Origin of the sequence: Nakamurella sp. PAMC28650, from assembly GCF_014303395.1 — a bacterium.
GTDB lineage: Bacteria > Actinomycetota > Actinomycetes > Mycobacteriales > Nakamurellaceae > Nakamurella.
Window position 1 is genome coordinate 4,489,516 of record NZ_CP060298.1, and the last position, 23,940, is coordinate 4,513,455.

Consider the following 23,940-nt stretch of genomic DNA (forward strand, 5'->3'; position numbering starts at 1 on the left):
GCAGCACCGGCAGGAGCTCTGCGACATCCTGGCGGAGCTCTGCGCAGCACTACCAGTTGGTGCGATCCGGCAGCGTGCCGGCCTGATCGGCCAGGGTGCGGATGCCGTTCACCAGAGCGCCCATCACATCGCCGCTCGTCGCCGACGACACCATGTTCAGCACTGCGAGCCGGGCGGCCCGATCGGTGATCCGCAGAGCGGCCACCGTTCCGGTCACCAGCTCGACGATCCGCTGGCCCGGCGACAGCGCCACCAGCACGGCGTTCGGACCATCCGGTCCCAGGCCGGACAACAGCTCCAATGCCCTGGCTCTAGAATCTGTCCCGAGATCCCCGAGGAAGGCCGAGAAGCGAAGCCCGGTCACCTTTTCCGCGCTCCCGATCACCTCGTCGAGGGTCTCCAGCTGTCGGTTGTCGAGCGGGAGGTCGGCGAAACCGGTGGGCCCGCAGGTCGCCTGCTTCCATGGTTCGAGCGTGCCGTAGGGCACAGCTGATTCACGCCGGACCAGTTCACCACGTTCCACGTGCGCCTCCTTCGGATCCGGCCGCGACGAGCGCGGGATCGGTCGGCACCACGGGATAGTCCCCCGCCCACCACTGGTCCGGATAGTCCCAGGTCTGCCCGGGGCGGTACTTCGACTGCCGCTTCGCGCGACTCGGTATCAGGGTGAGCGACGCGATGACGCCGTAGAGGGCCAGCGGGCCGCCGGCGTAGATCGCCACGGTCTCGATGATGTTCACCAGTGGAACGCTAGCGGATCTGGTCCCCCTGGGCACGGAAGGGTCTACTCAGGCGGGGCCGACTCCCGGCCGGGGTCCCTATTCGGGCCGCGCCGCCTCGGTCGGGACGGAGACCGGCGAGTCGGCGGTGACCCCGGGACCGGCCATGCCGGAGTCGACCGGTCGGAGGAACGGGCGGGCCATCACCAGGGCGAGCAGCAGCACGATGACGCCGGCCACGAAGAACACCCTGGCCACCCCCCAGTGCTGCGCCCCGACACCACCCAGCGCCGCACCCAGCGGGAGTGCCCCCCAGGCCATCGTCCGGAAGGCACTGGAAACCGCAGCGGTGATCCGCCGAGGGGTGCGGCGCTGCCGTCGCGTTGCCGACAGGATGTTCCAGAAGCCAAGCGTCGCACCAAGAATGACGAAGCAGACCAGCGCCACCGGGGTCGAGGGGAACGCTCCCAGCACCATCAGCGAGGTGGCTGCCACCCCGAGCGCGCAGAGCATCACCGCGCCCGTCTCGAATCTCTGCACGACGCGGCCGGCGAACGGGGCCGCGGCCAGCAGCCCCAGGCTGTAGGAGGCGAGCAGCACCGGGAACACCGCCGGTTTGAGGTTCAGCGGGCCGGTGACGTAGATGACCAGCACACCCTCCACGGCCGCAACCGTCGCCGCGAGCACGGCGACGGTGATCACCAGCGAGCGCAGGACAGGGTCCGCGAACACGGCCGCGAACGCCCTGCCCACCGACGACCGGAGCCGCTCGGGCGCTGCCGGGATGGCGGGATCGTCCGGGTCGACGACTCCACCTGGATCCACCGTTCCCCGGCCCGGCGCGCCCGGATCGGCATCCGGCCCTCCGAGGCGTTGCCCTGCACCGCCTGTCAGGCCGACCATCACCGCGGCGGCGGTAGCGAAGACGGCAGCCGAGACGGCAAAGGGAGCCCAGTGGGCCAGCAGGAACAGACCGGCGGCGGCCAGCGGGCCGATCAGGTCGAACCCGACGTTCTCGGAGCTCAGGAAGCGGGCGTTGGCGCGCTCCAACTGCTCGGTGGGCACCATCTCGACGAGCAGGGACTGGGCCGCGCTGTCGGTGAAGGTCTCGGCGGCGGTCAGAGCGAAGCCGATCACCGCCAGGACGGCGATGCTGACCGCCCCCGTCGCGACGGCGACGACCACCAGCGCAGCGGCCACCGCGCGGGTGAGGTTCGCCGCGACGATGACCCTGCTCGCATCGAGTCGGTCCACCAGTAGACCCGCCGGGAGCGCCACCAGCAGCCAAGGGAGGGACGTGGCGGTGGCCACCGTCGCGACGGCCACCGGCGACCTGTCGGTCACGAAGGCCAACAACGGCAGACCCGCGAACCGCATGCCATCTGCGCTCTGTGCGGCGAACCAGGAGATCAGCAGGCGCGAAAACCCGGCCGGTAGCCGCGATTCTTCCCGGCGAGTAGGCATTTTCAAGACATTTCCACCGCATCCGGACATCTCAACCGCTTTAGTTCGCGGACGGACGGCCCTGGAGGGGCCCTCGCTGGCAGATTATGTCGACGGTCGGACGTACACAACCCTCTGTGACGATCCGGTGACCAAGACTTGAACAGGAGGTCTACGGACCCGACGGGGAGGCTGGGCTTTCAGTGGCGCTCGTCACAACCGGAGCGAAGTCGGAGCGACGAGCCGTACTTCCAGAAACACCGATACATCTCGTTGGGGTGAACTTACGACCACTCTCCGTGCGCTCAAAGGAGTGATTGCATGCGCTTGATGACCACGCGGACCAACGACGCTCTCTTGCGCAAAGCCCATTGACCACGGAGCGTGATCAACGAGGGGCGCACTCCGCCAGCCCCCAAAAGTCACGTTCTAAAATTACAGGCATCAGGGCAAGGGCGAACGCAATGGCTTCCAGAAACCAGGAGCATCAGACAGACCACAAGTCTTGCACGTCCTGAGCTTTCGTACCTCGTTTTTGCTCGTGTGGGATTCCTGAGAGTTTCTCTTTCCCGAGAAACAATGGATCCCGCTGTTCTCCACACCTCACCGCGGACTCTGCAGAGAGTAAGCATCACCGAAAGGCAACATCATGTCCAACGCCTCAGCTTCAATCCTCCGCGGTGTCCGTGTCGGCTTCTCCACCCCCGCCCAGAGCACCGGCCGCGGAGTTCGCGTTGGCTTTGCGCAGGTCAGCGTTTCCGTCGCCCGCGGCGTCCGCGTCGGCTGATTTCGTCCCGGGCCGACGCGTTCGAGTGAGAACGGACCAAAATCCAACACGCCGAGCGCTATGTCACGTCACGGGCGTTTCGTCACGCTCCGAAGCCAACTTCACGCCGCAGAGCCAAGCCAGGGGTGCCACTCCGGATCGGCCTCCTCGGAGAGCCACAGCCGGCCGGAACCAATTCGCTTCGGGCTCGTGGGGGCGAAGGGAAGGACCCAGCCGAGCTCCGACAGGAGACGGTCTGCCTTCCTGGCATTGCATTTCGTGCAGCAGGCCACGCAATTCTCCCAGGAATGGGATCCGCCCCGACTACGGGGAACGACATGATCAATTGTGTCTCCGGAACTGCGGCAGTACGCACATCTACGGCGATCTCGCCGAAGGACGCCCGCTCTGGTGATCGCTGCCGTCGGGGCGTAGGGCACGCGGACGAACCGGTTGAGTCGAAGGACCGCTGGAACGGACAGGCAGAAGGTTGGCGAATGGACCTTTTCGCCTGCGGCACGCTCCACCAGGCACTCGGCCTTGCCCGCCAACATGAGCACCACCGCTCTGCGTCCGTTCAGGACTGCGAGTGGCTCGTGCGTGGCGTTCAGCAACAGAACTCTGCCCACCCCCGCCGTTACCTGCATCGTCATCTCGATCTCCACCACCCAGCGGGTCAGCGTGCGTCGCAACGGAGCCGGTCGGTGACCGCCTCGCTCCTAGTGAACCTTGCCGGTGGCTGCACAAGCCAGACTTTTCTTGTGCGGCATTGCGGTGACAGTCGCCACCGACGCATCGAAGCTGCCGGCGGAGGAGGATGCCGGCGCCCCCGATGGACCCGGGGTCGCGGGTGATCGTTCGATCGGTGGCGGAGAATGAACCCGTGACCGCTCCCGATTCCTTCTACGACGAGATCGGTGGCGCGCCCACCTTCGAGGCGATCGTCCACCGGTTCTATGCCATCGTCGAACACGATCCGATTCTCCGCCCGCTGTACCCGGAGGAAGATCTCGGACCCGCCGAGATCCGCTTCCGGATGTTCCTGGAGCAGTACTGGGGTGGGCCGCGGACGTATTCCGACCAACGGGGCCATCCCCGTCTGCGAATGCGGCACGCCCCTTTCACGATCGGCATCGCCGAGCGCGATGCGTGGCTCGCGGCCATGGCTACCGCGATCGAACCGGCGGAGTTGAGCGCGTCGGCCCATGACCGGCTGTGGGGCTACCTGGTGATGGCGGCCGACAGCATGGTGAACAGCCTGCATTGATCCGGCCGCGGGCGCCCGGTCGGGGACCAGACCCGGGCATGGCAAACTTCTCAGGCGTGAGCACCGCATCGGGGAAAACACCATGGTGGATCGACACTGTCGGGTACCAGATCTACATCCGATCGTTCGCTGATTCCAACGGCGACGGCGTGGGCGATCTGGCCGGCATCACCGATCACCTCGGGTACCTGGAGCTGCTCGGCATCCGGACGATCTGGATCACACCGTTCTATCCCTCGCCGATGGCCGATGCCGGCTACGACGTCAGCGACCCACGGGACGTCGACCCGGCCTTCGGCACGTTGGCCGACTTCGACGTCCTGGTCGACAAGGCCCACCTGCGGGGGTTGAAGGTCGTCATCGACCTCGTCCCCAATCACACCTCCTCCGCGCACCCGTGGTTCCAGGCGGCCCTGACCGCCGGGCCGGGGAGCGCCCAGCGAGACCGCTACCTGTTCCGCGACGGGTCGGGTCCGGCGGGCGAGCGACCGCCGAACAACTGGGCCTCGATCTTCGGAGGGCCGTCCTGGACCCGGGTTGCCGACGGCCAGTGGTACCTGCACCTTTTCGACGCGGCCCAACCGGACCTGAACTGGCGCAACGTGGACGTCCGCGAGGACCTGCGCGTGACTCTGAAGTTCTGGTTGGACCGCGGCGTCGACGGCTTCCGGATCGATGTGGCGCACGGCATGTCCAAACCCGAGGGCCTGCCCGATGCGCCGGACGGTCACCCGGCCGCCTTCGACCGCGAGGCCTACGACCGGGCGGCCTCGGAGGCGGCCCGGGCCGATGACCACGAGCTCGAGGACCTGGCCGGCCAGGACGGTGGCGTGGTCCCGATCTCGCAGGGCGGCAGGGACCCCCGCTTCGACGACGACGGCGTGCACGAGGTGCATCGGTTCATCCGGGGCGTGGTCGAGGACTACCGGGACCGGATGACGGTCGGCGAGGTCTGGGTCGACGAGGACCGCTTCGCCGCCTACATCCGGCCCGATGAGCTGCACCAGGCGTTCGCGTTCCCCATTTTGGAGGCCGCCTTCGACGCCAACGAGTACCGCTCGGCCATCACCAGCTCGCTGGCTTCGGCCAGAGCTGTTGGCTCCCTGCCTGTCTGGACGCTATCCAACCATGACAAGTTCCGCACGGTCACCAGATTCGGCGGTGGGCAGATCGGGTTGGCGCGCGCCAGGGCCGCCATGCTGATGGAACTGGCGCTACCGGGAGCGGTGTACCTGTACAACGGCGAGGAACTCGGCCTGCCGAGCATCGACATCCCCGACGACGCGCTGCAGGATCCGACCTGGGTGCGGAGCGGCTTCACCGAGCGGGGCCGTGACAACTGTCGTCTACCCCTCCCGTGGGAGGGACCCGAGGCTCCGTACGGGTTCTCCACGTCGGTGCGGACCTGGCTACCGGTGCCGCCGGAGTACGCGCCGCTGACGGTCGAGAACCAGCTCGAGGACGCGCATTCGACGTTGAACCTGGTCAGGACCGGGCTGGAACTGCGGGCCACGCGGCCCGAGTTCGCCGGTGACGAGATCGAGTGGTACGGAGCACCGGAGAATTGCTTCGCCTTCCGGCGCCGCGACGGAGGTCTGGTCTGCGTGCTGAACTCCGGCGACACCCCGGTGGTGTTGCCGCCCGGCGACCTGCTGTTGGCATCGGCCGCGCTGGACAGCGACGGGCTGCTCCCGGGTAGTGCTGCAGCCTGGTTGGTCCCCGCGACTGGCCGGTGACGGGCTGGGACTACAGCAGCAACGGGAGCAGCGAGTGTCTGCGGCGCAGGACCACACCGAACCGCGCGTCGATCCTGACCCACGAGTCGGTCGCGCTCACCCTCACCTTCTCACCGGCGGTCGTCGGGGCGAAACCCATGCCGGACAGGGCGAACAGCATGCGCAAGGGCACCGAGACGTTCATCCCCGAGCCGGTGACGTTCAGCACCTCGGAATCCAAGAGCGCCGTCGAGGCTCCACCCGCGGGGCCCGGATGATCACGCGCCTGCGTGACGCCCTGGTCGGCCAGATCGGCGACCAGCGCGGCCGGGATGTCGTCCACCACCACCCATCCGCCCGGGGGTGGCAGCTGGGAGCGCCACGAGGCATCGACGACCGGCCCCGGATCGACGTCGCTCCCGGTCGAGACGGCCAGCCCGGACAGCAGATTCCCGGCGTGCACGGTGACGTCGCGAGGATCCAGCCGGCCCGAGACGGTGCGCGACACAAGGGCATCGAAGGGTGTGGTGGCGAACAACCGCACCGCATCACCGTCGGCGCGCAACCGCACCGGACCCGACGGGTCCCACCGGGTGACCCGCCCGGCGAACGCCGCGGCATCGTCACGATCGGCGCGTTCCGCCGGCGTGAACGTGGCCATCAGACCGCCAGGTATTCCGTCAGGAACGCGCGTTCTGCCGTGTCCCACCGGCGCGGGCGCCAGTTCACCGGATCGACCGGCACCAACTGGGTGGTCGCCGTGATGGACACCTTGTCCTCGACGGTCACCACGTAATCGATGGTCGTCGACACGCTCTTCAGCTCGAGGACGCCCATCGAGACCGAGACCTGCTCCCCGAAGGTGATCGACCTCTTGTAGTGGATGGAAAGACGGGACACCACCATGCCGCCCGTCAGACCCGTCGCTCCGCAGCGGGCGGCCTCGGTGAACAACCAGTCGACCCTGGCCTCCTCCAGCAACGTCAGGACCCTCGCGTTGTTCACGTGACCGTAGGCGTCCAGATCGGACCAGCGGACCCGCACGTCAGTGGTGTACCGGCGGCCGTGCTGATGGTTCTTGTGCACGCGCTGGCACCTTCCTGATCGGTCTGCGTCGTCCTCGCCATTGTCGCCCGTGAATCAGCGGACCATCGACCGCACTTCGCTGGCGGCGACCGACAGCGCCGCGAGATCTCCGGCGCCCGCGGCGGCGATCTGGGCCAGCGTCGTGCGGGCCCTGGCCAGTTTGGCCATGCTCTGGCTCTCCCACGACTCGATCCTGGCGCTCACCCCGAGCCGGTCGTCCGTACCGGTCAAGACGTCGGCAGTGATCAACCTCATCGAGCGGTACAGGTCGTCGCGCAGTGCCTGGCGGGCCAGTGCGTGCCACCGGTCACCCCGCTCGAGGCCGGTCACCGCCGACAGGATGCGGTCGAAGTCCAGATGCGCGGAGAGTGTGTAGTACAGCTCGGCCGTCTCGGCCAGATCGGCCCCGACCTGCATCGCCACGTCGACGATGTCCAGCACGCTGAACGTGTAGAGCGAGTAGGCCACCCGGTTGGCCAGTTCGGCGGGCGCGCCCAGGGTGATCAGCTCGGCCGCGTCGGACCGGACGTTCTGGTGCTCGACGCCGCGGACGAGTCGCGGCATCCTCGGGGTCAGCTGCGTCACGGCGGCTGAGTAACGTTCGATCTCGGACGCCACGTCCAGCGGTGCCTCCCGGTGGGTCAGGATCCATCGGGAGGCCCGGTCGAGCAGCCGTCGCGCCTGCAGGAGCATGGTGTCCTGGCAGGCGGAGGGAATGAGGTTGTCGTGCGCGGCGATGTCCGCCCACAGCTCCGGCAGTCCGAAGACGGCGGTGACGACCGAGTAGGCCCTGATGGCATCGGTGTACGACGCGGCCATCTCCTCCTGCAGACGAAACGCGTAGGTGATGCCGGCGCCGTTGACCACCTCGTTGACCGTCATGGTGGTGACGATCTCCCGGGCCAGCGGATGCGCGGCGATGTCGATGACGCAGTCCTGCGCGGCGGCCCGCAACCCGTGCGGGAAGTAGTTGCCCAGTCGGCGCGCGAACGCCGGCTCGTCCGGCAGCTCGTCGGCGAGCATCGCGGCCGACAGGGCCGATTTCACGTACGCGAGCAGCACCGACAGCTCCGGTGAGGTCAACGGCTCCCCCGCGGCCATCCGGGCGTTGATCTGGTGCTGGTTCGGGAGGAATTCCAGCTCGCGATCGAGCCGCCCGGACGCGACCAGCGAGTCGATCAGGCGGGAGTGCACCGTCAGCATCGATGGCGCATGGTGTCGCGCCACGCCGAGAACTCGGTTCTGGGCGATGTTGTCGGCCAGGACCAGGTGCCCGACCTCGTCCGTCATGGACGCCAGCAGCTCGTCCCGTCCGTCGGCGGTCAGCCGTCCGTCGGCGATCGCGGGTTGCAGCGCGATCTTGATGTTCACCTCGTGATCGGAGGTGTCGACGCCGGCCGAGTTGTCGATCGCGTCGGTGTTGATCCGCCCGCCTGCCCGGGCGAACTCGATCCGGCCCAGCTGGGTGACGCCGAGGTTGCCGCCCTCCCCGACCACCCGTGCGCGTAGTTCGGACCCGTTGACGCGCACTGCGTCGTTCGCCTTGTCGCCGGCGGCGGAGTTGACCTCCGTCGATGCCTTGACGTACGTGCCGATCCCGCCATTCCAGAGCAGATCCACCGGCGCGAGGAGCGCGGCTCTGATCAGCTCCACGGGCGACAACGCCGTGACCCCGGCCTCGATCCACAGGGCCGCACGCATCTGCTCCGAGATCGGAACGGACTTGGCGCTCCGGGGCCAGACCCCACCGCCGGCCGAGATCAGCTCCGTGTCGTAGTCGGCCCAGGAGGAGCGCGGCTTGTCGAAGAGCCGCCGCCGTTCGGGGAATCCCTCGGCTGCAACGGGCGTCGGGTCGATGAACACGTGCCGGTGGTCGAATGCCGCGACCAATCGGATGTGCTCGGAGAGCAGCATGCCGTTGCCGAACACGTCACCGGACATGTCCCCGATGCCGACGCAGGTGAAATCCTGGGTCTGGGTGTCGATGCCGATCTCGCGGAAGTGATGCCGGACCGACTCCCAGGCGCCCCGAGCCGTGATGCCCATGGCCTTGTGGTCGTATCCGACGCTGCCGCCGGAGGCGAACGCGTCGCCGAGCCAGAATCCGTAGTCGGCGGCCACCCCGTTGGCGATGTCGGAGAAGGTCGCCGTGCCCTTGTCCGCGGCGACCACCAGGTACGGGTCGTCCGCGTCGTGGCGGAACACCAGGTCCGGTGGCACCACGGTCCCGCCGATGCGATTGTCGGTCAGGTCGAGCAGGGCCGCGATGAAGAGTCGGTAGCAGGCGACGCCCTCGGCCAGGAGGGAGTCACGGTCGGCCGAGGGGTCGCCGGTCGGCACCGGCTGCTGCTTCAGGACGAATCCGCCCTTGGCCCCGACCGGCACGATGACGGCGTTCTTGACCTCCTGCGCCTTGACCAGGCCGAGGATCTCGGTGCGGAAGTCTTCCGGGCGGTCCGACCAGCGCAGTCCACCTCTGGCCACCGCCCCGAACCGTAGGTGGAGGCCTTCCAGTCGCGGTGAGTAGACCCAGATCTCATGCGCTGGAACGGGTTTCGGAACCCCGGGGATCCGCTGCGGGTTGAGCTTGAAAGCCATCGTCTGCCGCAGATCACCGGCCGTGTCCGTCCGGTAGACGTTGGTGCGCTGGGTGGCGGTGATCAGACTCAGGTAGGTCCGCAGGATGCGGTCGGCATCCAGGCTGCTGACGCCGTCCAGCGCGGCGGTGATGCTCGCGATCAGGCGGTCACCTTCGGCCGACCGGGCATCGTGGTCGTCCGGGTGGACGGCGGGATCGAAGCGGGCCGTGAACAAGGCCGCGAGGTCGGCGGTGATTGTCGGGTTCGCCGTCAGCACCTGCTCCAGATAGCCTTGCGTGTAGGGGATTCCGATCTGACGAAGGTAGTGGGCGTAGGCCCGCAGGACGGCGACCAGTCGCCACTCGAGACCGGCGACCAGGACGAGCCCGTTGAAACCGTCGACCTCGGACTGGTGGGTCCATACCGCGACGAACGCCTTGGAGAAGCGGTCGCGGACGGCGAGCGGAGCATCGTCCTCCGGTAGCAGCCCGTCCGGGAACCGGAGGCCGAAATCGTAGATGCGAGAGGGTGTCCCGTCGGTCCGGCGGACCTCGTAGGGACGTTCGTCGATCACCTCGGCGCCCAGGCTCTGCAACACCGGCAGCACCCGGGACAGCGTGACGGTTCCTCCCGTGAGATATAGCTTGAGACGGCGGTGCTCGGCGTGGTGGTTCGCCGAGCGGGTGAATTGCAGCCCGAGGTCGGCAGGCCCGGTCAGCGCGTCCAGTTGACGCAGATCGCGGACGGCGTCGTCGACCTGGTAGTCCTCCTTGTAGGCCTCGTCGAACGCCTCGGCGTACCGGGCCAGAGCCGCTGCGGTGTCGAGTTCCTCGTCACCGCCGACGACCGCGGCCACGAGACGGTCCTCCCACGTGCGGATGGTGGCACGCAGCGATCTGGTGAGGTCCTGCACGCCGGCCGGGTCGAGCGTGACCGGGTCGGCCCGGTCGGTGGTGACCGTGAAGTGCACCGCCGCCAGCAGCGAGTCGCCGACCCGGGCGGTGTAGCGGATACCGTTGCCGTGCAGGGTGTCCATCAGCACCTTCTGCATGGCCAGCCGGGCGTCCGTGGTGTAGCGGTCGCGGGGCAGGTAGACGAGCACCGACGTGAAGCGGCCGAACGGGTCCGGCTGCAGGTACGCCCGCAGGCGTCGGCGGCTGGAGAGCTGCAGCACCCCGCTCACGGTGTCCAGCACCAGTTCCGGGGATGCCCAGAACAGTTCGGCACGGGGGTAGGTGGCCAGCAGCTCCATCGCGCGCTGGCCGGTGTAGGAGTCGGGCACCGCGCCGAGGGAGGACAGAACCGTCGCGACCGTCTGCCGCAACACCGGTGTGGTGGTGATCTCGGCGTTCAGCGCGCGCGGGGTGAGCACGCCCAGAAACCGGTGCTGGCGGATGATCCGCCCGTCCGCGCCCAGGATTCGCACCGCCACCGAGAACGGGGGGACCTCACGACTCAGTGCGGTGCCGCTGGAGGTCTGGGTCAGCACCAGATGACCGGACGACGGGTCCGCGTTCATCCATTCCTCGTCGAAGCCGGCGGCCGAGGCAAGTCCGTCACGCAGGATGCCCAGACCGGTGCCGGGCACCGGATGCAGCAGGTGGTTGTCACCCGCTGGTGCCCCCTCGTCGCACCGGTATCCGAGGAAGGTCAGGTTGCCCGCCGTCAGCCAGTAGAGGAAATCGGTGGCCTCCGCGACCTCCTGGGTCGATCGCGGCGAGAACGAGGAACGGAGTTCGGCGGCCACCACGGCGGCCGCACCGATGAGGGCCGCAGAGTCGGTGACGACGGCTCTGACCGACTCCAGCGCCAGGTGCAGGGTCGTCTCGATGGACTCCGCCAGTTCCGCGTCGGAAAGCCGGTCGATCAGGATGTGCACCCAGGATTCGCGGAGGCAGTCCTGCGGATCGAGGCCGCGACGCGACTCCCCCGCCACCTCCAGCAGAGCACCGGACGCGTCACGACGGACGGCGAGGATCGGGTGGAGGACCCGGTGGACGGTGACCCCGGTCGCGGTGATGGCACTGACCACCGACTCGACGACGTAGGGCATGTCGTCGTTGACGATGTCGATGACGGTCGAGGTGGCCGACCAGCCGCCGGCGCCCTCCGCACCGACCCCCGGGTTGAAGATCCGGATGGCGGCGTGGCCGGAGCTCCGTTGCTGGGCGACCTTCAGGTGACTGTCGACCACGCTCAGGACGTCCTGCGGGTCGCGCGGGCGATCTTCCTCGGGGACGTGGGTGAAGTAGGCCTGGATCAACGCGGCCGTGTCCGGACGGAGCAGACAGGCCTGGTCGACCGAGCTCATCCCACCCCCGTCCGCGGTCAGCGTTGCCGAGGTCTGGTCCGTCTGAGTCATCGACTCCACTTTCTGCTGTCGGTGGCGCCTTTGCCACCAACGAGCCTAACCCTGCTGGTCGGGGTCGCGGGGCACCGCCGGAACGGTACCGGTCGCGCACCCGGAGAGCCAGCGCTCTCGGGTCAGCTCTCGGGTCAGCTCTCGCGGGTCAGCTCTCGCGGGTCAGCTTGCGGTGGGTGACCCGATGGGGGCGGGCTGCCTCCGCTCCCATCCGGGAGATCTTGTTCTTCTCGTAGTCGGAGAAGTTGCCCTCGAAGAAGAACCACTGCGCGGGGTCCGCGTCGTTGCCCTCCCAGGCCAGGATGTGGGTGCAGGTCCGGTCCAGGAACCAGCGATCGTGCGAGATCACCACCGCGCAGCCCGGGAAGTTCTCCAGGGCATTCTCCAGCGAGCTGAGCGTCTCGACGTCGAGGTCGTTGGTCGGTTCGTCGAGCAGGATCAGGTTGCCGCCCTCCTTGAGGGTCAGCGCCAGGTTGAGCCGGTTGCGCTCCCCACCGGAGAGCACACCGGCCGCCTTCTGCTGATCAGGACCCTTGAAACCGAAGGCCGATACGTAGGCACGGGAGGGCATCTCGGTGTGGCCGACCTTGATGTAGTCGTTGCCTTCGGAAACGGTCTCCCAGACGTTCTTCTTCGGGTCGAGGCCGCCGCGGTTCTGGTCGACGTACGAGAGCTTGACCGTCTCGCCGACCTTGACGTTGCCGGAGTCGACGTCCTCGAGACCGACGATGGTCTTGAACAGGGTCGTCTTGCCGACACCGTTCGGGCCGATCACGCCGACGATGCCGTTGCGGGGCAGGGTGAACGACAGACCGTCGATCAGCACCCGATCGCCGAAGCCCTTCTTGAGCTTGTCGACCTCCACCACGATCGACCCCAGACGCGGGCCCATCGGGATCTGGATCTCCTCGAAGTCGAGCTTCCGAGTGCGGTCGGCCTCGGCTGCCATCTCCTCGTACCGGTCCAGACGGGCCTTGTTCTTGGCCTGCCGGGCCTTGGCACCGGAACGCACCCAGGCCAGTTCCTCGCGGAGCCGCTTGGCCAGCTTGGCGTCCTTGCGCCCCTCCACCGACATTCGGTCGGCCTTCTTCTCCAGATACGTCGAGTAGTTGCCCTCGTAGGGGATCAGCCGCCCGCGGTCGACCTCGGCGATCCACTCCGCCACGTTGTCCAGGAAGTAGCGATCGTGGGTGACGGCGAGGACGGCACCGGCATACCCGGACAGGAACTGCTCCAGCCAGAGCACGGACTCGGCATCCAGGTGGTTGGTCGGTTCGTCCAGGAGAAGCAGATCCGGCGCCGAGAGCAGCAGCTGGCACAACGCGACGCGGCGGCGCTCGCCACCGGACAGGATCGTCACGTCGGCATCGCCCGGCGGGCAGCGGAGCGCGTCCATCGCCTGGTCGATCTGCGCCTCCAGATCCCAGGCGCCGGCGTGGTCCAGCTCCTCCTGGAGCGTGCCCATCTCCTCGAGGAGCTCGTCGGTGTAGTCGGTCTCCATCTCGGCGAGCACGGCGTTGTACCGGGCGAGCTTGGCGTTCAGCGGACCGAAGGCCTCCTGGATGTTCTCCAGCACGTTCTTCGTCGCGTCCAGGACCGGCTCCTGCATCAGGATGCCGACCGTGTAACCGGGCGTCAGGAACGCTTCACCATTGCTCGGAGTGTCGAGTCCGGCCATGATCTTCAGCAGCGTCGACTTGCCGGCACCGTTGGGGCCGACCACACCGATCTTCGCGCCCGGATAGAACGACATCGTCACGTCGTCGAGGATGACCTTGTCACCCAAGGCCTTGCGGGCCTTCTTCATTGTGTAGATAAATTCAGGCACGATTTCCCTCTCACCAGCAGCTTCGGATGCGTCCCGCACCGGGCCCGTCGGACCGGGCCATCGGGACAGGCTGCAGGGCTCCGGCCCGCCCGCGCCCAAACGCGGACCACGTGCCGGCCGGAGACGACAGCCACTGCATAGTCTGCCTCACGCTGCGACCGGGCCGAGCCGCCCGGCCGATCGCGCCCCGGTGACAGGGGTCAGAAGGCGGGCTCCAGCTCCACCGTGCCTGCCGGCCCGATCGACTCCTGGAACGGATCGACGACCTCCATCACCGGATCGACGGTGGGAGTACCGGCCCCCACACCCTCGGCCACCGCCGCCGGAGCGAAGTCCGGCACACCGGCCGGGTCGCGCTTGATCCGCCCGGCGGCCCTGGCCACGTCGATCGCAATGTGCTCCGCCTTGCATTCCGTCGAGTACTCCGTCGCTCCGTTGCGCTCGAACTTGCGCGTGACCATACGTCCCTCGAGGAGTATCGGATCGCCTTTGCGGACCATCTGCAGCACCGAGGCCCCGAGCTTGCTCCAGGCCACCACGAACACCGAGAATTCGTCACCGTCGACCCACTCACCGGCCGCGTCGTCGTACCGCCGCTCGGTCGACATCATCCGGAACCACACCCGGTCGCCCTTGGCCCCGGAGATCGTCGGGTTGGTCGCCGCCCGCCCCGCCATCTTGAGTTCTGCTCCGTCGTTCCGCATCGTCGTCCCCCTGTGTTCCGGGCATTTCGTCGCCCGATTCGCTTGTTGATGACTCCACGCTGACAGCCAGGACCCGGTCTCGACAGGGGCGAGGTCAGAATGTGGACAACTTGAGGCATGGGGACAACTCGGAGCGTCAGTCAGGCGTCGGCGAGGACCGTCCGGCCATGCCTGCGAGCATGTTGTTGTAAGCGTCGAGCTCCTCGTCGCCGGCCTTGTCCTTGTGCCGGTCGACCCGCTTGTTCTCCCGGTCGTCGGACTTGGCCCACTGCGCCAGCAGCGCGATCATCACGATGATGATCGGCAGCTCGGTGGCGCCCCACGCGATGGCGCCGCCCAGCTTCTGGTCCGCGAGCAGATCCGTGACCCAGGGCAGCGCGAGACCGCGGTAGAAGGTCGGAGCCAGCAGGGTGTGCGAACTCATCAGGGCCAGGCCGAAGAACGCGTGGAACGGCAACGCCGCCAGCAGCAGTCCGAGCCTGACCATCGGCTGCACCCGTCGCGGGCCGGGGTCGATCCCGATGATGACCCAGTAGTACAGGTAGCCGACCACCAGGAAGTGCACGCTCATCAACAGGTGACCGAAGTGGGACCCGATCATGTCGGCGAACAGGCCGGTGAAGTAGATGGCGTAGAAGGACCCGATGAACAGCGGCAGCACCACCAGCGGGTGGGTGAGGAACCTGGCCACCCGCCCGTGGACGGTGGCGACGATCGCTTCCCGCAGCCCGGGTGGATTGTTCCGGCCGGCCACCGGCAGCGCCCGCAATGCCAGGGTCACGGGCGCACCGAGGACGAGCAGGATCGGGGCCATCATGCCGAGCATCATGTGCGAGATCATGTGCAGGGAGAACTGGGTCTGTGCGTAACGACCCAGCCCGGAGGACGTGGCGATCAGCACGATGAAGCAGCCGATCATCCACGCCCAGGTACGGCCGACCGGCCAGGCGTCGCCGCGCTTGCGCAGACGGCGGACGCCGACGGCGTACAGCACCGCCGCGATGACGACGGCCGTCCCCAGCAGGTAGTCGAAACGCCAGTCGAACAGCAGCCGGGAGATCGTCGGCGCGCCGGCGAGCGGGAAACCGAGAATCGGCTCGACCGCCGCGTTGAGCCCGGTGGGCAACACTCCGGGGGGCGGCGGTGGCGCGGTCCGACCGAGGGCGGCGGCGACGCCGACCGTCGCGCCCATGATCAGCAGTTCGACGGAAGCCAGCCGCACCAGCGGGCGGCGCCTGCCCTGCTCGATGGCCGGCAGAGTGCGCTTCCGGTGGGCGAAGCCGATGATGCCCAGGGTGACCAGGGCGAGAAATTTGACGGCCACCAGGCGGCCGTAGCTGGTGGTCCAGAGGTCCGAGATGTACGTCAGCCGGATCCAGGCGTTTGCGATTCCGGAGATCCCGACGGCGACGAAGGCGACCAGGGCCAGCGCGGAATACCGGCGGGCGACCACCGGCAGGTTCGGGACGTTCTGCCGCACCATGCCCAGGAACCCGAGGAGGCCGCCGATCCAGATCGAGATGCCGACCAGGTGGAAGATCATGGTGTCGACGGCGACATCGTGATCACTCGAACCGGAGGCGTGGCCGGACAGTGCCTGGGGCAGAAGGGCACCGAGAGCGGCGAGCGTGAGGACGAAGGCCCACCCCGGTCGCAGGACGATCCGTGACAGGAGTGCGATCAGCGCTGCGATGACGGCACAGATCAGGTAGCCACGGACGTTGGTGAAACCCTGGAGGCCGTTCAGAACGACATGGGCGGATACGGCCCTGCCGATCGGAACGCCGGAGATGTCAGCCATGGTCAGCGGCACCATCGCGAGTGACACTGCCGTCCAGACCCAGGCCGCCAGCGAGGCTGCCCTGAGCGCCCGATAACCGCCCACGTCCAGGATGCCCGACTTCTGCGGCGGGGCCAGCGCGACGGCGGCGATCAGCCAACCGATCGTCAGGGCGGCCGATAGGTCGAACAGGCCTTTCATGGCGGCCAGCAGCAGTTCCGTGAACTGCCCGGAATCGGGGATCCCGGGGAGCTGGTTCCGGGACGGCAGGAAGATCGAGAGCACCACGGCCACGCTGGCGCCGATCACCACGGTCGCCATCGCGACCACCGTCACCCGCCAGCGGCCGCCCGGACCATTCGAGGCTGCGGCTGTTTCACTCGGTGCGTCGGGAATCCGGACGTCACCGGCGTCGGTGGACGTCGCTTCTTGCACATGTCGAGGGTACCCAGCCGAACCGGTTCCGGTGGCGGGACGAAGGTCCCGGTGCGATGGTAGTACTCATTTGATGCAACTCTCCGGTTGCTTTTCGGCCGACTTCATGCAACCCTCTTGTTGCAGATACCCCGACCGAGAGGAACTCGCCATGGAAGACCGAATCGAACGACAGATCACCATCGACGCATCGCTGGACCGGGTCTGGGAACTGGTCACCGAGCCCGGCTGGTGGGCCCCGACCGACCAGCCGGTGAGGATCGACCGACAGCCCGGCGCGATCACCGTGCGGGACAGCAGCAAATGGGGGCAGTTCCCGGTGGCCGTCGTGACCATGGACCCGAAGACGTATGCCGCATTCCGGTGGGCCAGCCAGTTCCCGGGCGAGGAATTGACGCCCGGCAACTGCACCCTGGTGGAGTTCTACGTCTCCCCCACCGGCGAAGGCGTGAAGGTCCGGGTCGTCGAATCCGGCTTCAGCATCCTGGACGCCTCCGAGGCCGTGCGGGAAGCCGGTCTCGAGAGCAACGCGGGGGGCTGGACGCAGGAACTCGCCGCGTTGGCCGGGCGAGCGGTCCAGGCAGCATGACGACGGCCACCGACCGGGTGTTCGTCGCCCTGGCGGACCCGACCCGCCGGCAGCTGCTGGAGATCATCCATCGGCAGACCACCTGCAGCGCCAGTGCTCTGGCCAGAGAACTTCCGGTGTCCCGCCAGGCGATCGTCAAACACCTGGCGGTTCTGGCGGAAGCGGACCTGGTGGGCAGCGAGCGCCGGGGCCGAGAGATCGTCTTCGACGTGCGGCCGGAAACACTGGTCGCGACCGCGTCGTGGATGACGTCGCTGGCTGCCACCTGGGACGCCAGACTGACAGCTCTGAAGGCCGCGGCCGAGGCGAAGGGACACGAGGCGGCGGTGATGTAGCCGTGATGTGGCGGGATGCACCGGCGCTCGGGCCAGCCGTCCGGGCTCACCGTGCGAGGCATGCAGCCGGGGTTCGATAGGCTCCCCCTTGCAAGCGCTCGTAGCTCAGCTGGATAGAGCAGCGGACTTCTAATCCGCCGGTCGCAGGTTCGAATCCTGCCGGGCGCACTTTTCGCAGTTCAGAGCGCTGTAGCTCGAGAACCGTTCCCAACGATTCCCCAACTGCACGTTGACTTCACGTTTTCAGTCTGCAGGGTCGAGCACAGAACGAGCGAGAGCTGCCGTCGAAAGATGCCCCGGCAGCGTCTGGCTCTACTCGCCGTCGGGCCGGTTGCGGTCGTCCTGATGTCGCGGGCCCCGGCCGAGGTGATCACCCGCGAGGCGGGCTTCGAGCTACTCACGGAGTTTCGAACAGGCACGCCAAGACGCGCTCAAGGCCGGGTTCGGCGGGTTGGTGTTGGTCGAGCCTGGTCAGGAAGTCGGCGAGGTCGTTGCTGGTGAACTTCCATTTGAACGGTTTCGCGGCTTGGTGGTAGCGGCCTCGAAGTTGGCGAGCCGTTCGACGCCATCGCCGAGGTCATCGAAGTCGTCAGTTGGCCCTGGTGCACTCCGAGTCAACGCCACCCGGACCCAGCCCGCGGTCCTATGAATGCCGGAACTTCCGAATAACGGGGGGTGCAAGCATTCTCCCGACCAGCTGACCCTCGCTCCGGATTTCGACGACAGTGACTTCAAGTCCGCAGGCCGAGCATGGCGACGACCACAGATGAATCGTTGACGAAATAGCACAAGCCCACCGTGGTTGAACCGGCGTTCAAAGGCGTATCGAAGGAAGGTTGCCGGGCCCACCGGCCCGCCGATGATCGGGCCAGGACGCCAGTCGGCATCGTGCTCTGGCTGACGGTCATATCGCTCACCTCGTCCCTGGCAGGGCACCCCGCCGATGTCCTCGGCTTCGACGCATCCCGTCAGAACGGTCAATCGGCCGTCGATCTCGCAGCGAGTCTGATAACAAGGGTTGTTCTCTACCTAGGGGTCGGCTAGGCTTGGCCAATGGGATCTGACCCAAAGCCTCGGATGACCCTCTCGACACAGGCAGTGCTTCGCGCACTATTGACCGACCCGACCTGCGAACGCTACGGATTGGAGATCTCGGCGGCAACCGGGCTCCCCAGTGGCACTTTGCATCCGATCCTGGCCCGCATCGAACATCTGGGATGGGTCGAGTCGGACTGGGAATCGATCGTTCCGCAGAAGGAAGGCCGGCCACGGCGACGTTACTACCGGCTCACCGCCGACGGCGCCGTCTCGGCTCGTTCGGCATTGGCAGAAGCCCACGCGGAGCGAACCCGCATCGTCAGTCGGTTTCGACCGGCCGGTGAAACAGCGTGAAAAACCCGGCGCCGGGCTTCGTTGCGACGCCAACTCCACTGGCATCAGCGATGGTGTCCGTCAGCGTGCTGGCATTGCCGTCGACTTCTCGAGATCGATACCGCGAGGAGTTTCGCGCCGAATTGTGTGCTCTGCACGTCGGCAAACAGATCGTCGAAGCCGCAGGGATCGTGATCTGCGCCCTGGCCCTGCGCCGTGCCCTCAAGGAGGAAGAGATGTCCATTTCACCGCAGCCCGCCAAACACCTGACCTGCCGGATCGGACGACACCATTACCTACTGATCGACGACGAAAATCCGGAGGATCGACGCATCCACCACCGCGAATGCCGGGACTGCGGCAAGGTCAAGGAAGCCGGGCCGGACTACACGCCGACCAACGGCAATTGGCTGGCCCGCGGATCGTTGGGCGGCTGGTGAACTACTCGGGACCCCGGCGGACCCGCCTGACGGCAAACCACCCTTCTTCCCCTTCGCGTTCCCCTCCCACCTGGCCACCGGACCAGCGTCGTCGACGCCGTGGCCACTCACGACTCGGCCACAGGGCAGAGTTCCGTGTTCCCGGTCGACCGCAGTCGACCTGAAGAAGCAACCGTGACCATCGACATCACGGCCTTGGAAACCGTGTCGGTGCTCGACGCTCAGAGGCTCAACGACGACACCGATTTCTTTGCGACAACACACTGCATGAGCCTGGCCGGATTCACCTGCGCGACGACAAGAGCGCCATCACCAACGACGGAATCCTGACCGTCTTTCTGCCGCCCGTTTCCTGGACGGCCCTCAGCCTCGGGAAATTGCAGTCAAAGCCGCGCCTTATCTCGTAACAACGCGGGAAGCCTCAGCTGCAGATCTGTCGATCAAGACCCTGTTGCTTCTGGCCAAGGCCTGCCGCGAGCGTCGGCAGGTCACCTGCATCTACCAGCGGCACTCCGGCCTGTCCGGCCCACAACTGCTCGAGCCGCTGCACCTCGTGCACACGATGAACCGGTGGTACCTCATCGCCCTCGCGACAGACACCGATGACTGGCGCACCTTCCGCGTCGACCGCATCACCGCACCAGCGATGACCTCGACGCCGAGCTATCCACGCGAACCTCCTACCGACCTCGACTCCTTCCTCACCAGCCAGATCGGTTCCGGTGTACAGCAAGTCACTGGGACCATCCGCGTTCATGCGCCGTTGTCGGACGTTCCCGCCTGGATCATGCCGGCGTGGGGGACGATCACCGGCGGAGTCCAGCAGCACCTCGATCATCACCGCCGGCGCCGACAGCTACGGCGCGATGGCCCGTTGGCTGCTGCTGCCGGACAGACCCCTGACCGTCATCGACCCGCCGGAACTGCGGTCGGCGTTTGCGGCGTTGGCTGCCGCCGCTGCACAAATCGCCGAGCCGAAGGAACATGGAGGTCCATTCATCGACCCGCGGCCCGATCGTCAGCCGCTGATTGGTCCGGATACCCACCCGGACGTGCATCAGGCCGGACCGAAACCCCGATAAGGAGTCAACGGGATGATGGTGAACTCCGAGAGCCCCGAGCGGGCCATCGGCAGCTCGTCCACCGTCAGCTGCGCAGCCGCCGGATCCACGGCTTCGACCACGAAGCAGGCACCGGCCGTATCGCCCCGCAGCCAGATCTGCCGAACGACCCCGTCGGCATAGAGCTGACGAACCCGAGCCGTCTCCGATGGGATGATCTTCTCGAAATCCTCAGCAGAAAATGACTCGGTACGACGTCTACTCAAGACCATGAATTGCACGAAAGCTCCTTGAAAGGTGCGCGTATCGGATATCTGCCGAGGCAACGTCAGGACGACTGTCGCAGCAGCTGGGAGACGGCATCCCGCTGACCGCCCAGCGACGTGAGTTTCACATCGATGCGATCCAGCGTGTCACGCATCGCTGCCACCACCGATGGGCACAGTTCGATCTCCGGTCTCTCTCCCTGCGCGCAAGGCAGGATCTGCCGGATGGTGGTGGGTGCTGAAACCCGCGTCCAGCAGGCCCCGGATCTGACGGACCCGGAGCACCGACGCTGAATCGTAGGTGCGGTACCCGTTGCCCGACCGTGCGGACTCCATCAGACCCTGCAGCTCGTAGTAGCGAAGCGCGCGCGAGCTCGTGCCGGCCCGCTCGGCAAGTTCGCCGATCAACACAGGTATTGCCTCCCCTGGATTCCCGCCCGTCCCGGGCTTGACCTTGACACCGGTGTCAACGCCTACGGTCGCCCGATGATTTCAGACTCGGACATCCTGACCCTGCTTGCCGACGTCGACCTGGTCGACATCGGCGCCGGACCTGTCGTGGCTCTTGCCCACGGCGCCGGCGGTGGCGTCCGCGAGAACTTCGCCGGCCTCATCGCCGCCGGGAGCGGCCTCCACCGCTTCACCGGACCTTACTACCCGGGTTCGGGAGCGTCCCGGATGCCCACCGCCTCGCTCTCGATCGATGATCTGGCCGACTCCGTCGTCGCCGCCGCCCTGTCCACGGGCGCCGGACGGTTCCCGATCATCGGCCTCTCACTCGGGTCGGCGGTCGCGGTGACCGCCGCCCATCGTCATCCCGAACACGTCAGCGCCCTCGTCCTGACCGTCGGGTTGGCCCGCCCCGACCCACAATCCCCTGCGCTCGTGCGGGTCTGGCGGCAACTGGCCAGAGACGGCCACCTCGGCGTCCTGGCCGAACTGCTGCTGTACGCCGCCAACTCCCCCGCCACGTTGCACTCGATGACCCCGACCGACCACGCCGCCGCGGTGAACGAGATCGAACGGACCTACCCGCCCGGTGGAGCCGCCCACGCAGAACTGGTCACCCGGGTCGACGTGACCGGCCTGCTCGAATCCATCACCGTGCCGACCTTGGTGGTGGTGGCCGGGCAGGATCGGATCGTGCTACCGGCCACCGCCCGCCTCCTGGCCGGCATACCGGGCGCCGAGCTCATCGAGTATCCAGACGCCGGACACATCTTCACCCCAGCCGAGGGCCGGCGCTGGGCCGACGATCTGGTGAGGTTTCTCGACCGCATCGACCAGTGATTGCGACGTCGTTGCGTCCTCGTGGGGACCGCGGTCCTCGCCACCGGTTCCGGGCCTTGGGCTCACCGGCCGACTGATCGGGGTTGACCGACGCGCGGGCCGCGGGGTCGACGTCGATCCGCAGTCCATCGCAGCGGACCGCCTGCACCAGGCGGCCTGCCACTTCACCGGCGTGGCAGCGGATCTCGAACCGTGAGGCCGCGGCCGGAGGGGCGATTGACCCCACTCCGTTCAGCTTCTCCGACCAGTTCGACGTTCTCGAACGTCAGGATGAGCTCGACCACAAAGGCAAGTGGGCGGCCAGCCCGCGCGCTACGTCCATCATTCCCGGTTGAGGGTCCTGGGTCAGCACGGTGACGACCACCTGGTCCGCGCCGGCTTGGAGATGAGAGGTGATGCGGTCCACGATCGAGTCGATGTCACCCCAGGCGATGAGTGCGTCCACGAGCCGGTCGCTCAGGCCCGAGATATCACCCGCGCTCAGACCCATCCGGGCGAAGTTCGCCGGGTAGCCGCTCACCGCTGACAAGAAACGCAAAGGGCCACGGGCAGTCTCGCGGGCTCGCGCCGCAGTGGTGTCCAGAACCACCATCTGATCGATGACCAGATCGCGTTCCCCGCCGAGGATCTGCCGGGCAGACGCGGTGTACTCCGGGGTGACCAGCAGCGGAATGGCCCCGGCGCAGCGATCCCGGGCGAGTTCGAGCTTGCGCGGGCCCAGCGCGGCCAACATCCGTCTGGCCGCCGGTACCGGCGGATCGATGGTGTCCAGGCTGGTGAGGTACTCGGCCATCACCTGCAGGGGTTTCGGTTGCTGCGGACCGCCCAGCCCGACGACGAGACGATCCGGTGCTGCGCCCTGCATCTCCGCGTAGAACGCGGCCACGATTTCTGGACGGTAGCGGTCCACCGAGAGGATGGCTGCGCCGACCCGGACGGTGGTGGTGGCGTGGATGATCTTGCTGATCTGCGAAAGGTCGTCGATCTGACCGCCTGGCAACCAGATGGCCCGGTAGCCCAGGCGCTCCAGCTCGGCGGCCTGGACCAGGTGCTCGTCGCCCGGGAGCACGTCGAGCGCGATGCCGACCGGACCCAGTTCGAGCCTGCCGACGGACGTTTCCTTGTTCGCTCACGACGAATCCTTCTTCTCGTAGCCGTGCAGGAACGCCCGGACGCCGGCATCCGAGAGCCGGCAGATTTCTTCCGGTGCCAGTGGCGCTGCCTGCAAATTGCTGCGATTGGTGCTCTCCCCCGCGACCAGCAGGACGAAATGGGCGGCCGCCAGGTCAGCGTCGTCGATGGTGAGCAAACCCTGGTCGGCGATGCGGGCCAGGTGCGTGGCGATCTCCCTTCGGACGCGGAGCGGGCCTTGCTCCTGCCACGCCCGCAGAGCAGCTTCCGGTACGTGCCTGGCTTCGGCGTTGACCTGGCGCACCAACGCGAAGTGCGGCGCGAAGTCGGCCGCGGGAGGGGTGGCCCAGATCCGCCCGAACTCGATCAGGTCGGCCTCGAGGTCGACGATCTTGGTGAGATAGCGCTGCACCGTGATGATCTGGGCGGCGGCGACCCAGCGGGCGCTGTCGACGATGACCGCCCACAACAGTGCCGCCTTGTCTCCGAACTGGTTGTAGATCGTCCGGGTGGAAACCCCAGCGGCGCGGGCGATCCCGTCGATGCTGGCCCTGGTGTAGCCGTCGGCGGCAAACACCATGAGTGCGCCGTCGAGCAGATCTCGGCGCTTGTCGCCGCCTCGGGACGTGTTCATCACCCGAGCCTCCTACAACGGTAGTTGCATGTACTGCACTGATCGTTGTAGTGCCACACCACTCGTTCTGGAAGTCCGGGGAATACGAGTATCGACTCAGCAACGACGGATCAGCCAACCGGCAATGGTCCAGTCGGTT

22 protein-coding genes, 1 tRNA gene and 1 pseudogene are annotated in these 23,940 nt (G+C 67.2%); 10 read left to right on the forward strand and 14 right to left on the reverse strand.

Going from position 1 to position 23,940, the window contains the following annotated elements; translation table 11 throughout:
* Positions 1-49 precede the first annotated feature (49 nt).
* From H7F38_RS20310 to H7F38_RS20325, 4 genes are all read right to left on the reverse strand, one after another.
* On the reverse strand, positions 50-523 hold the full coding sequence (locus tag H7F38_RS20310; protein ID WP_187091505.1) for a DUF5130 family protein: 474 nt from the start codon (positions 521-523) through the stop codon (positions 50-52).
* A complete protein-coding gene (locus H7F38_RS20315; protein WP_187091506.1) occupies positions 510-740 on the reverse strand; it encodes a hypothetical protein in 231 nt (76 codons plus the stop codon). Before H7F38_RS20315 ends, H7F38_RS20310 begins: the two co-directional genes overlap by 14 nt.
* A gap of 78 nt (positions 741-818) precedes the next feature.
* Complete coding sequence (locus H7F38_RS20320) at positions 819-2,183, reverse strand: MFS transporter (RefSeq protein WP_187091507.1); 1,365 nt, start codon at positions 2,181-2,183, stop codon at positions 819-821.
* 867 nt (positions 2,184-3,050) lie between these two features.
* Entirely contained in the window at positions 3,051-3,581 is a 531-nt protein-coding gene (locus H7F38_RS20325) for an HNH endonuclease (RefSeq protein WP_222618734.1), read from the reverse strand.
* A gap of 212 nt (positions 3,582-3,793) precedes the next feature.
* On the opposite strand from H7F38_RS20325, the gene H7F38_RS20330 reads away from it, so the two are divergent.
* Positions 3,794-4,195, forward strand: coding sequence for a globin (locus tag H7F38_RS20330; protein ID WP_370531271.1), 402 nt, complete (start codon positions 3,794-3,796; stop codon positions 4,193-4,195).
* 38 nt (positions 4,196-4,233) lie between these two features.
* The gene (locus H7F38_RS20335) at positions 4,234-5,931 is read left to right on the forward strand and encodes a glycoside hydrolase family 13 protein (RefSeq protein ID WP_187091508.1); all 1,698 of its coding nucleotides are present in this window, start codon (positions 4,234-4,236) and stop codon (positions 5,929-5,931) included.
* Between the two features lie 10 nt (positions 5,932-5,941).
* Here the strand turns inward: H7F38_RS20335 and H7F38_RS20340 are convergent, their stop codons facing one another.
* The 6 genes from H7F38_RS20340 to H7F38_RS20365 form a co-directional block, all read right to left on the reverse strand.
* Complete coding sequence (locus H7F38_RS20340) at positions 5,942-6,571, reverse strand: hypothetical protein (protein ID WP_187091509.1); 630 nt, start codon at positions 6,569-6,571, stop codon at positions 5,942-5,944.
* Positions 6,571-6,996, reverse strand: coding sequence for a thioesterase family protein (locus tag H7F38_RS20345; RefSeq protein WP_187091510.1), 426 nt, complete (start codon positions 6,994-6,996; stop codon positions 6,571-6,573). Before H7F38_RS20345 ends, H7F38_RS20340 begins: the two co-directional genes overlap by 1 nt.
* Positions 6,997-7,050: 54 nt before the next feature.
* The gene (locus H7F38_RS20350; RefSeq protein ID WP_187091511.1) at positions 7,051-11,937 is read right to left on the reverse strand and encodes an NAD-glutamate dehydrogenase; all 4,887 of its coding nucleotides are present in this window, start codon (positions 11,935-11,937) and stop codon (positions 7,051-7,053) included.
* A gap of 148 nt (positions 11,938-12,085) precedes the next feature.
* Positions 12,086-13,765 carry an energy-dependent translational throttle protein EttA gene (gene ettA, locus H7F38_RS20355; protein WP_187091512.1) on the reverse strand — a complete coding sequence of 560 codons (1,680 nt, stop codon included), beginning with the start codon at positions 13,763-13,765 and terminating at the stop codon, positions 12,086-12,088.
* Between the two features lie 200 nt (positions 13,766-13,965).
* Positions 13,966-14,469, reverse strand: a complete 504-nt coding sequence (locus H7F38_RS20360; RefSeq protein ID WP_187091513.1) for a single-stranded DNA-binding protein — start codon at positions 14,467-14,469, stop codon at positions 13,966-13,968.
* Between the two features lie 136 nt (positions 14,470-14,605).
* Entirely contained in the window at positions 14,606-16,684 is a 2,079-nt protein-coding gene (locus H7F38_RS20365) for a cytochrome c oxidase assembly protein (RefSeq protein WP_187091514.1), read from the reverse strand.
* A gap of 151 nt (positions 16,685-16,835) precedes the next feature.
* Between H7F38_RS20365 and H7F38_RS20370 the strand changes: the two genes are divergently transcribed.
* The 7 genes and pseudogenes from H7F38_RS20370 to H7F38_RS26770 all read left to right on the forward strand — a co-directional run.
* Positions 16,836-17,273: an SRPBCC domain-containing protein gene (locus H7F38_RS20370; RefSeq protein WP_222618215.1), complete on the forward strand. Its 438-nt coding sequence runs from the start codon at positions 16,836-16,838 to the stop codon at positions 17,271-17,273.
* Positions 17,270-17,608, forward strand: coding sequence for a metalloregulator ArsR/SmtB family transcription factor (locus tag H7F38_RS20375; protein WP_187091516.1), 339 nt, complete (start codon positions 17,270-17,272; stop codon positions 17,606-17,608). The genes H7F38_RS20370 and H7F38_RS20375 overlap by 4 nt, the downstream gene beginning before the upstream one ends.
* A 94-nt stretch (positions 17,609-17,702) precedes the next feature.
* Positions 17,703-17,776, forward strand: a tRNA-Arg gene (locus tag H7F38_RS20380).
* A 909-nt stretch (positions 17,777-18,685) separates the two neighbouring features.
* On the forward strand, positions 18,686-19,000 hold the full coding sequence (locus tag H7F38_RS26765) for a PadR family transcriptional regulator (RefSeq protein ID WP_187091517.1): 315 nt from the start codon (positions 18,686-18,688) through the stop codon (positions 18,998-19,000).
* Positions 18,997-19,419 carry a hypothetical protein gene (locus tag H7F38_RS20390; RefSeq protein WP_187091518.1) on the forward strand — a complete coding sequence of 141 codons (423 nt, stop codon included), beginning with the start codon at positions 18,997-18,999 and terminating at the stop codon, positions 19,417-19,419. The genes H7F38_RS26765 and H7F38_RS20390 overlap by 4 nt, the downstream gene beginning before the upstream one ends.
* 174 nt (positions 19,420-19,593) lie before the next feature.
* Positions 19,594-19,749 carry a hypothetical protein gene (locus H7F38_RS20395; protein WP_187091519.1) on the forward strand — a complete coding sequence of 52 codons (156 nt, stop codon included), beginning with the start codon at positions 19,594-19,596 and terminating at the stop codon, positions 19,747-19,749.
* Positions 19,750-19,870: 121 nt separating this feature from the next.
* A pseudogene (locus H7F38_RS26770) lies at positions 19,871-20,128 on the forward strand (WYL domain-containing protein); the annotation flags it as partial.
* 348 nt (positions 20,129-20,476) lie between these two features.
* Here H7F38_RS26770 and H7F38_RS26120 read toward each other — a convergent pair.
* Positions 20,477-20,752, reverse strand: coding sequence for a hypothetical protein (locus H7F38_RS26120; RefSeq protein ID WP_370531395.1), 276 nt, complete (start codon positions 20,750-20,752; stop codon positions 20,477-20,479).
* Positions 20,753-20,893: 141 nt separating this feature from the next.
* Entirely contained in the window at positions 20,894-21,157 is a 264-nt protein-coding gene (locus H7F38_RS20410; protein ID WP_187091521.1) for a MerR family transcriptional regulator, read from the reverse strand.
* 75 nt (positions 21,158-21,232) lie between these two features.
* On the opposite strand from H7F38_RS20410, the gene H7F38_RS20415 reads away from it, so the two are divergent.
* On the forward strand, positions 21,233-22,036 hold the full coding sequence (locus tag H7F38_RS20415) for an alpha/beta fold hydrolase (protein ID WP_187091522.1): 804 nt from the start codon (positions 21,233-21,235) through the stop codon (positions 22,034-22,036).
* 265 nt (positions 22,037-22,301) lie between these two features.
* Here the strand turns inward: H7F38_RS20415 and H7F38_RS20420 are convergent, their stop codons facing one another.
* A complete protein-coding gene (locus H7F38_RS20420; RefSeq protein WP_222618217.1) occupies positions 22,302-23,105 on the reverse strand; it encodes a TIGR03620 family F420-dependent LLM class oxidoreductase in 804 nt (267 codons plus the stop codon).
* A 60-nt stretch (positions 23,106-23,165) separates the two neighbouring features.
* The gene (locus tag H7F38_RS20425; RefSeq protein WP_187091523.1) at positions 23,166-23,801 is read right to left on the reverse strand and encodes a TetR/AcrR family transcriptional regulator; all 636 of its coding nucleotides are present in this window, start codon (positions 23,799-23,801) and stop codon (positions 23,166-23,168) included.
* Positions 23,802-23,940 lie beyond the last annotated feature (139 nt).

Coding starts and splice junctions, on each gene's coding strand:
- H7F38_RS20320 (WP_187091507.1), bottom strand. CDS start 2,183: ATGCCTACTCGCCGGGAAGAATCGCGGCTACCGGCCGGGTTTTCGCGC.
- H7F38_RS20325 (WP_222618734.1), bottom strand. CDS start 3,581: ATGACGATGCAGGTAACGGCGGGGGTGGGCAGAGTTCTGTTGCTGAAC.
- H7F38_RS20335 (WP_187091508.1), top strand. CDS start 4,234: ATGGCAAACTTCTCAGGCGTGAGCACCGCATCGGGGAAAACACCATGG.
- H7F38_RS20340 (WP_187091509.1), bottom strand. CDS start 6,571: ATGGCCACGTTCACGCCGGCGGAACGCGCCGATCGTGACGATGCCGCG.
- H7F38_RS20350 (WP_187091511.1), bottom strand. CDS start 11,937: ATGACTCAGACGGACCAGACCTCGGCAACGCTGACCGCGGACGGGGGT.
- H7F38_RS20360 (WP_187091513.1), bottom strand. CDS start 14,469: ATGCGGAACGACGGAGCAGAACTCAAGATGGCGGGGCGGGCGGCGACC.
- H7F38_RS20370 (WP_222618215.1), top strand. CDS start 16,836: ATGGAAGACCGAATCGAACGACAGATCACCATCGACGCATCGCTGGAC.
- H7F38_RS20375 (WP_187091516.1), top strand. CDS start 17,270: ATGACGACGGCCACCGACCGGGTGTTCGTCGCCCTGGCGGACCCGACC.
- H7F38_RS26765 (WP_187091517.1), top strand. CDS start 18,686: ATGACCCTCTCGACACAGGCAGTGCTTCGCGCACTATTGACCGACCCG.
- H7F38_RS26120 (WP_370531395.1), bottom strand. CDS start 20,752: ATGGTCTTGAGTAGACGTCGTACCGAGTCATTTTCTGCTGAGGATTTC.
- H7F38_RS20415 (WP_187091522.1), top strand. CDS start 21,233: ATGATTTCAGACTCGGACATCCTGACCCTGCTTGCCGACGTCGACCTG.
- H7F38_RS20425 (WP_187091523.1), bottom strand. CDS start 23,801: ATGAACACGTCCCGAGGCGGCGACAAGCGCCGAGATCTGCTCGACGGC.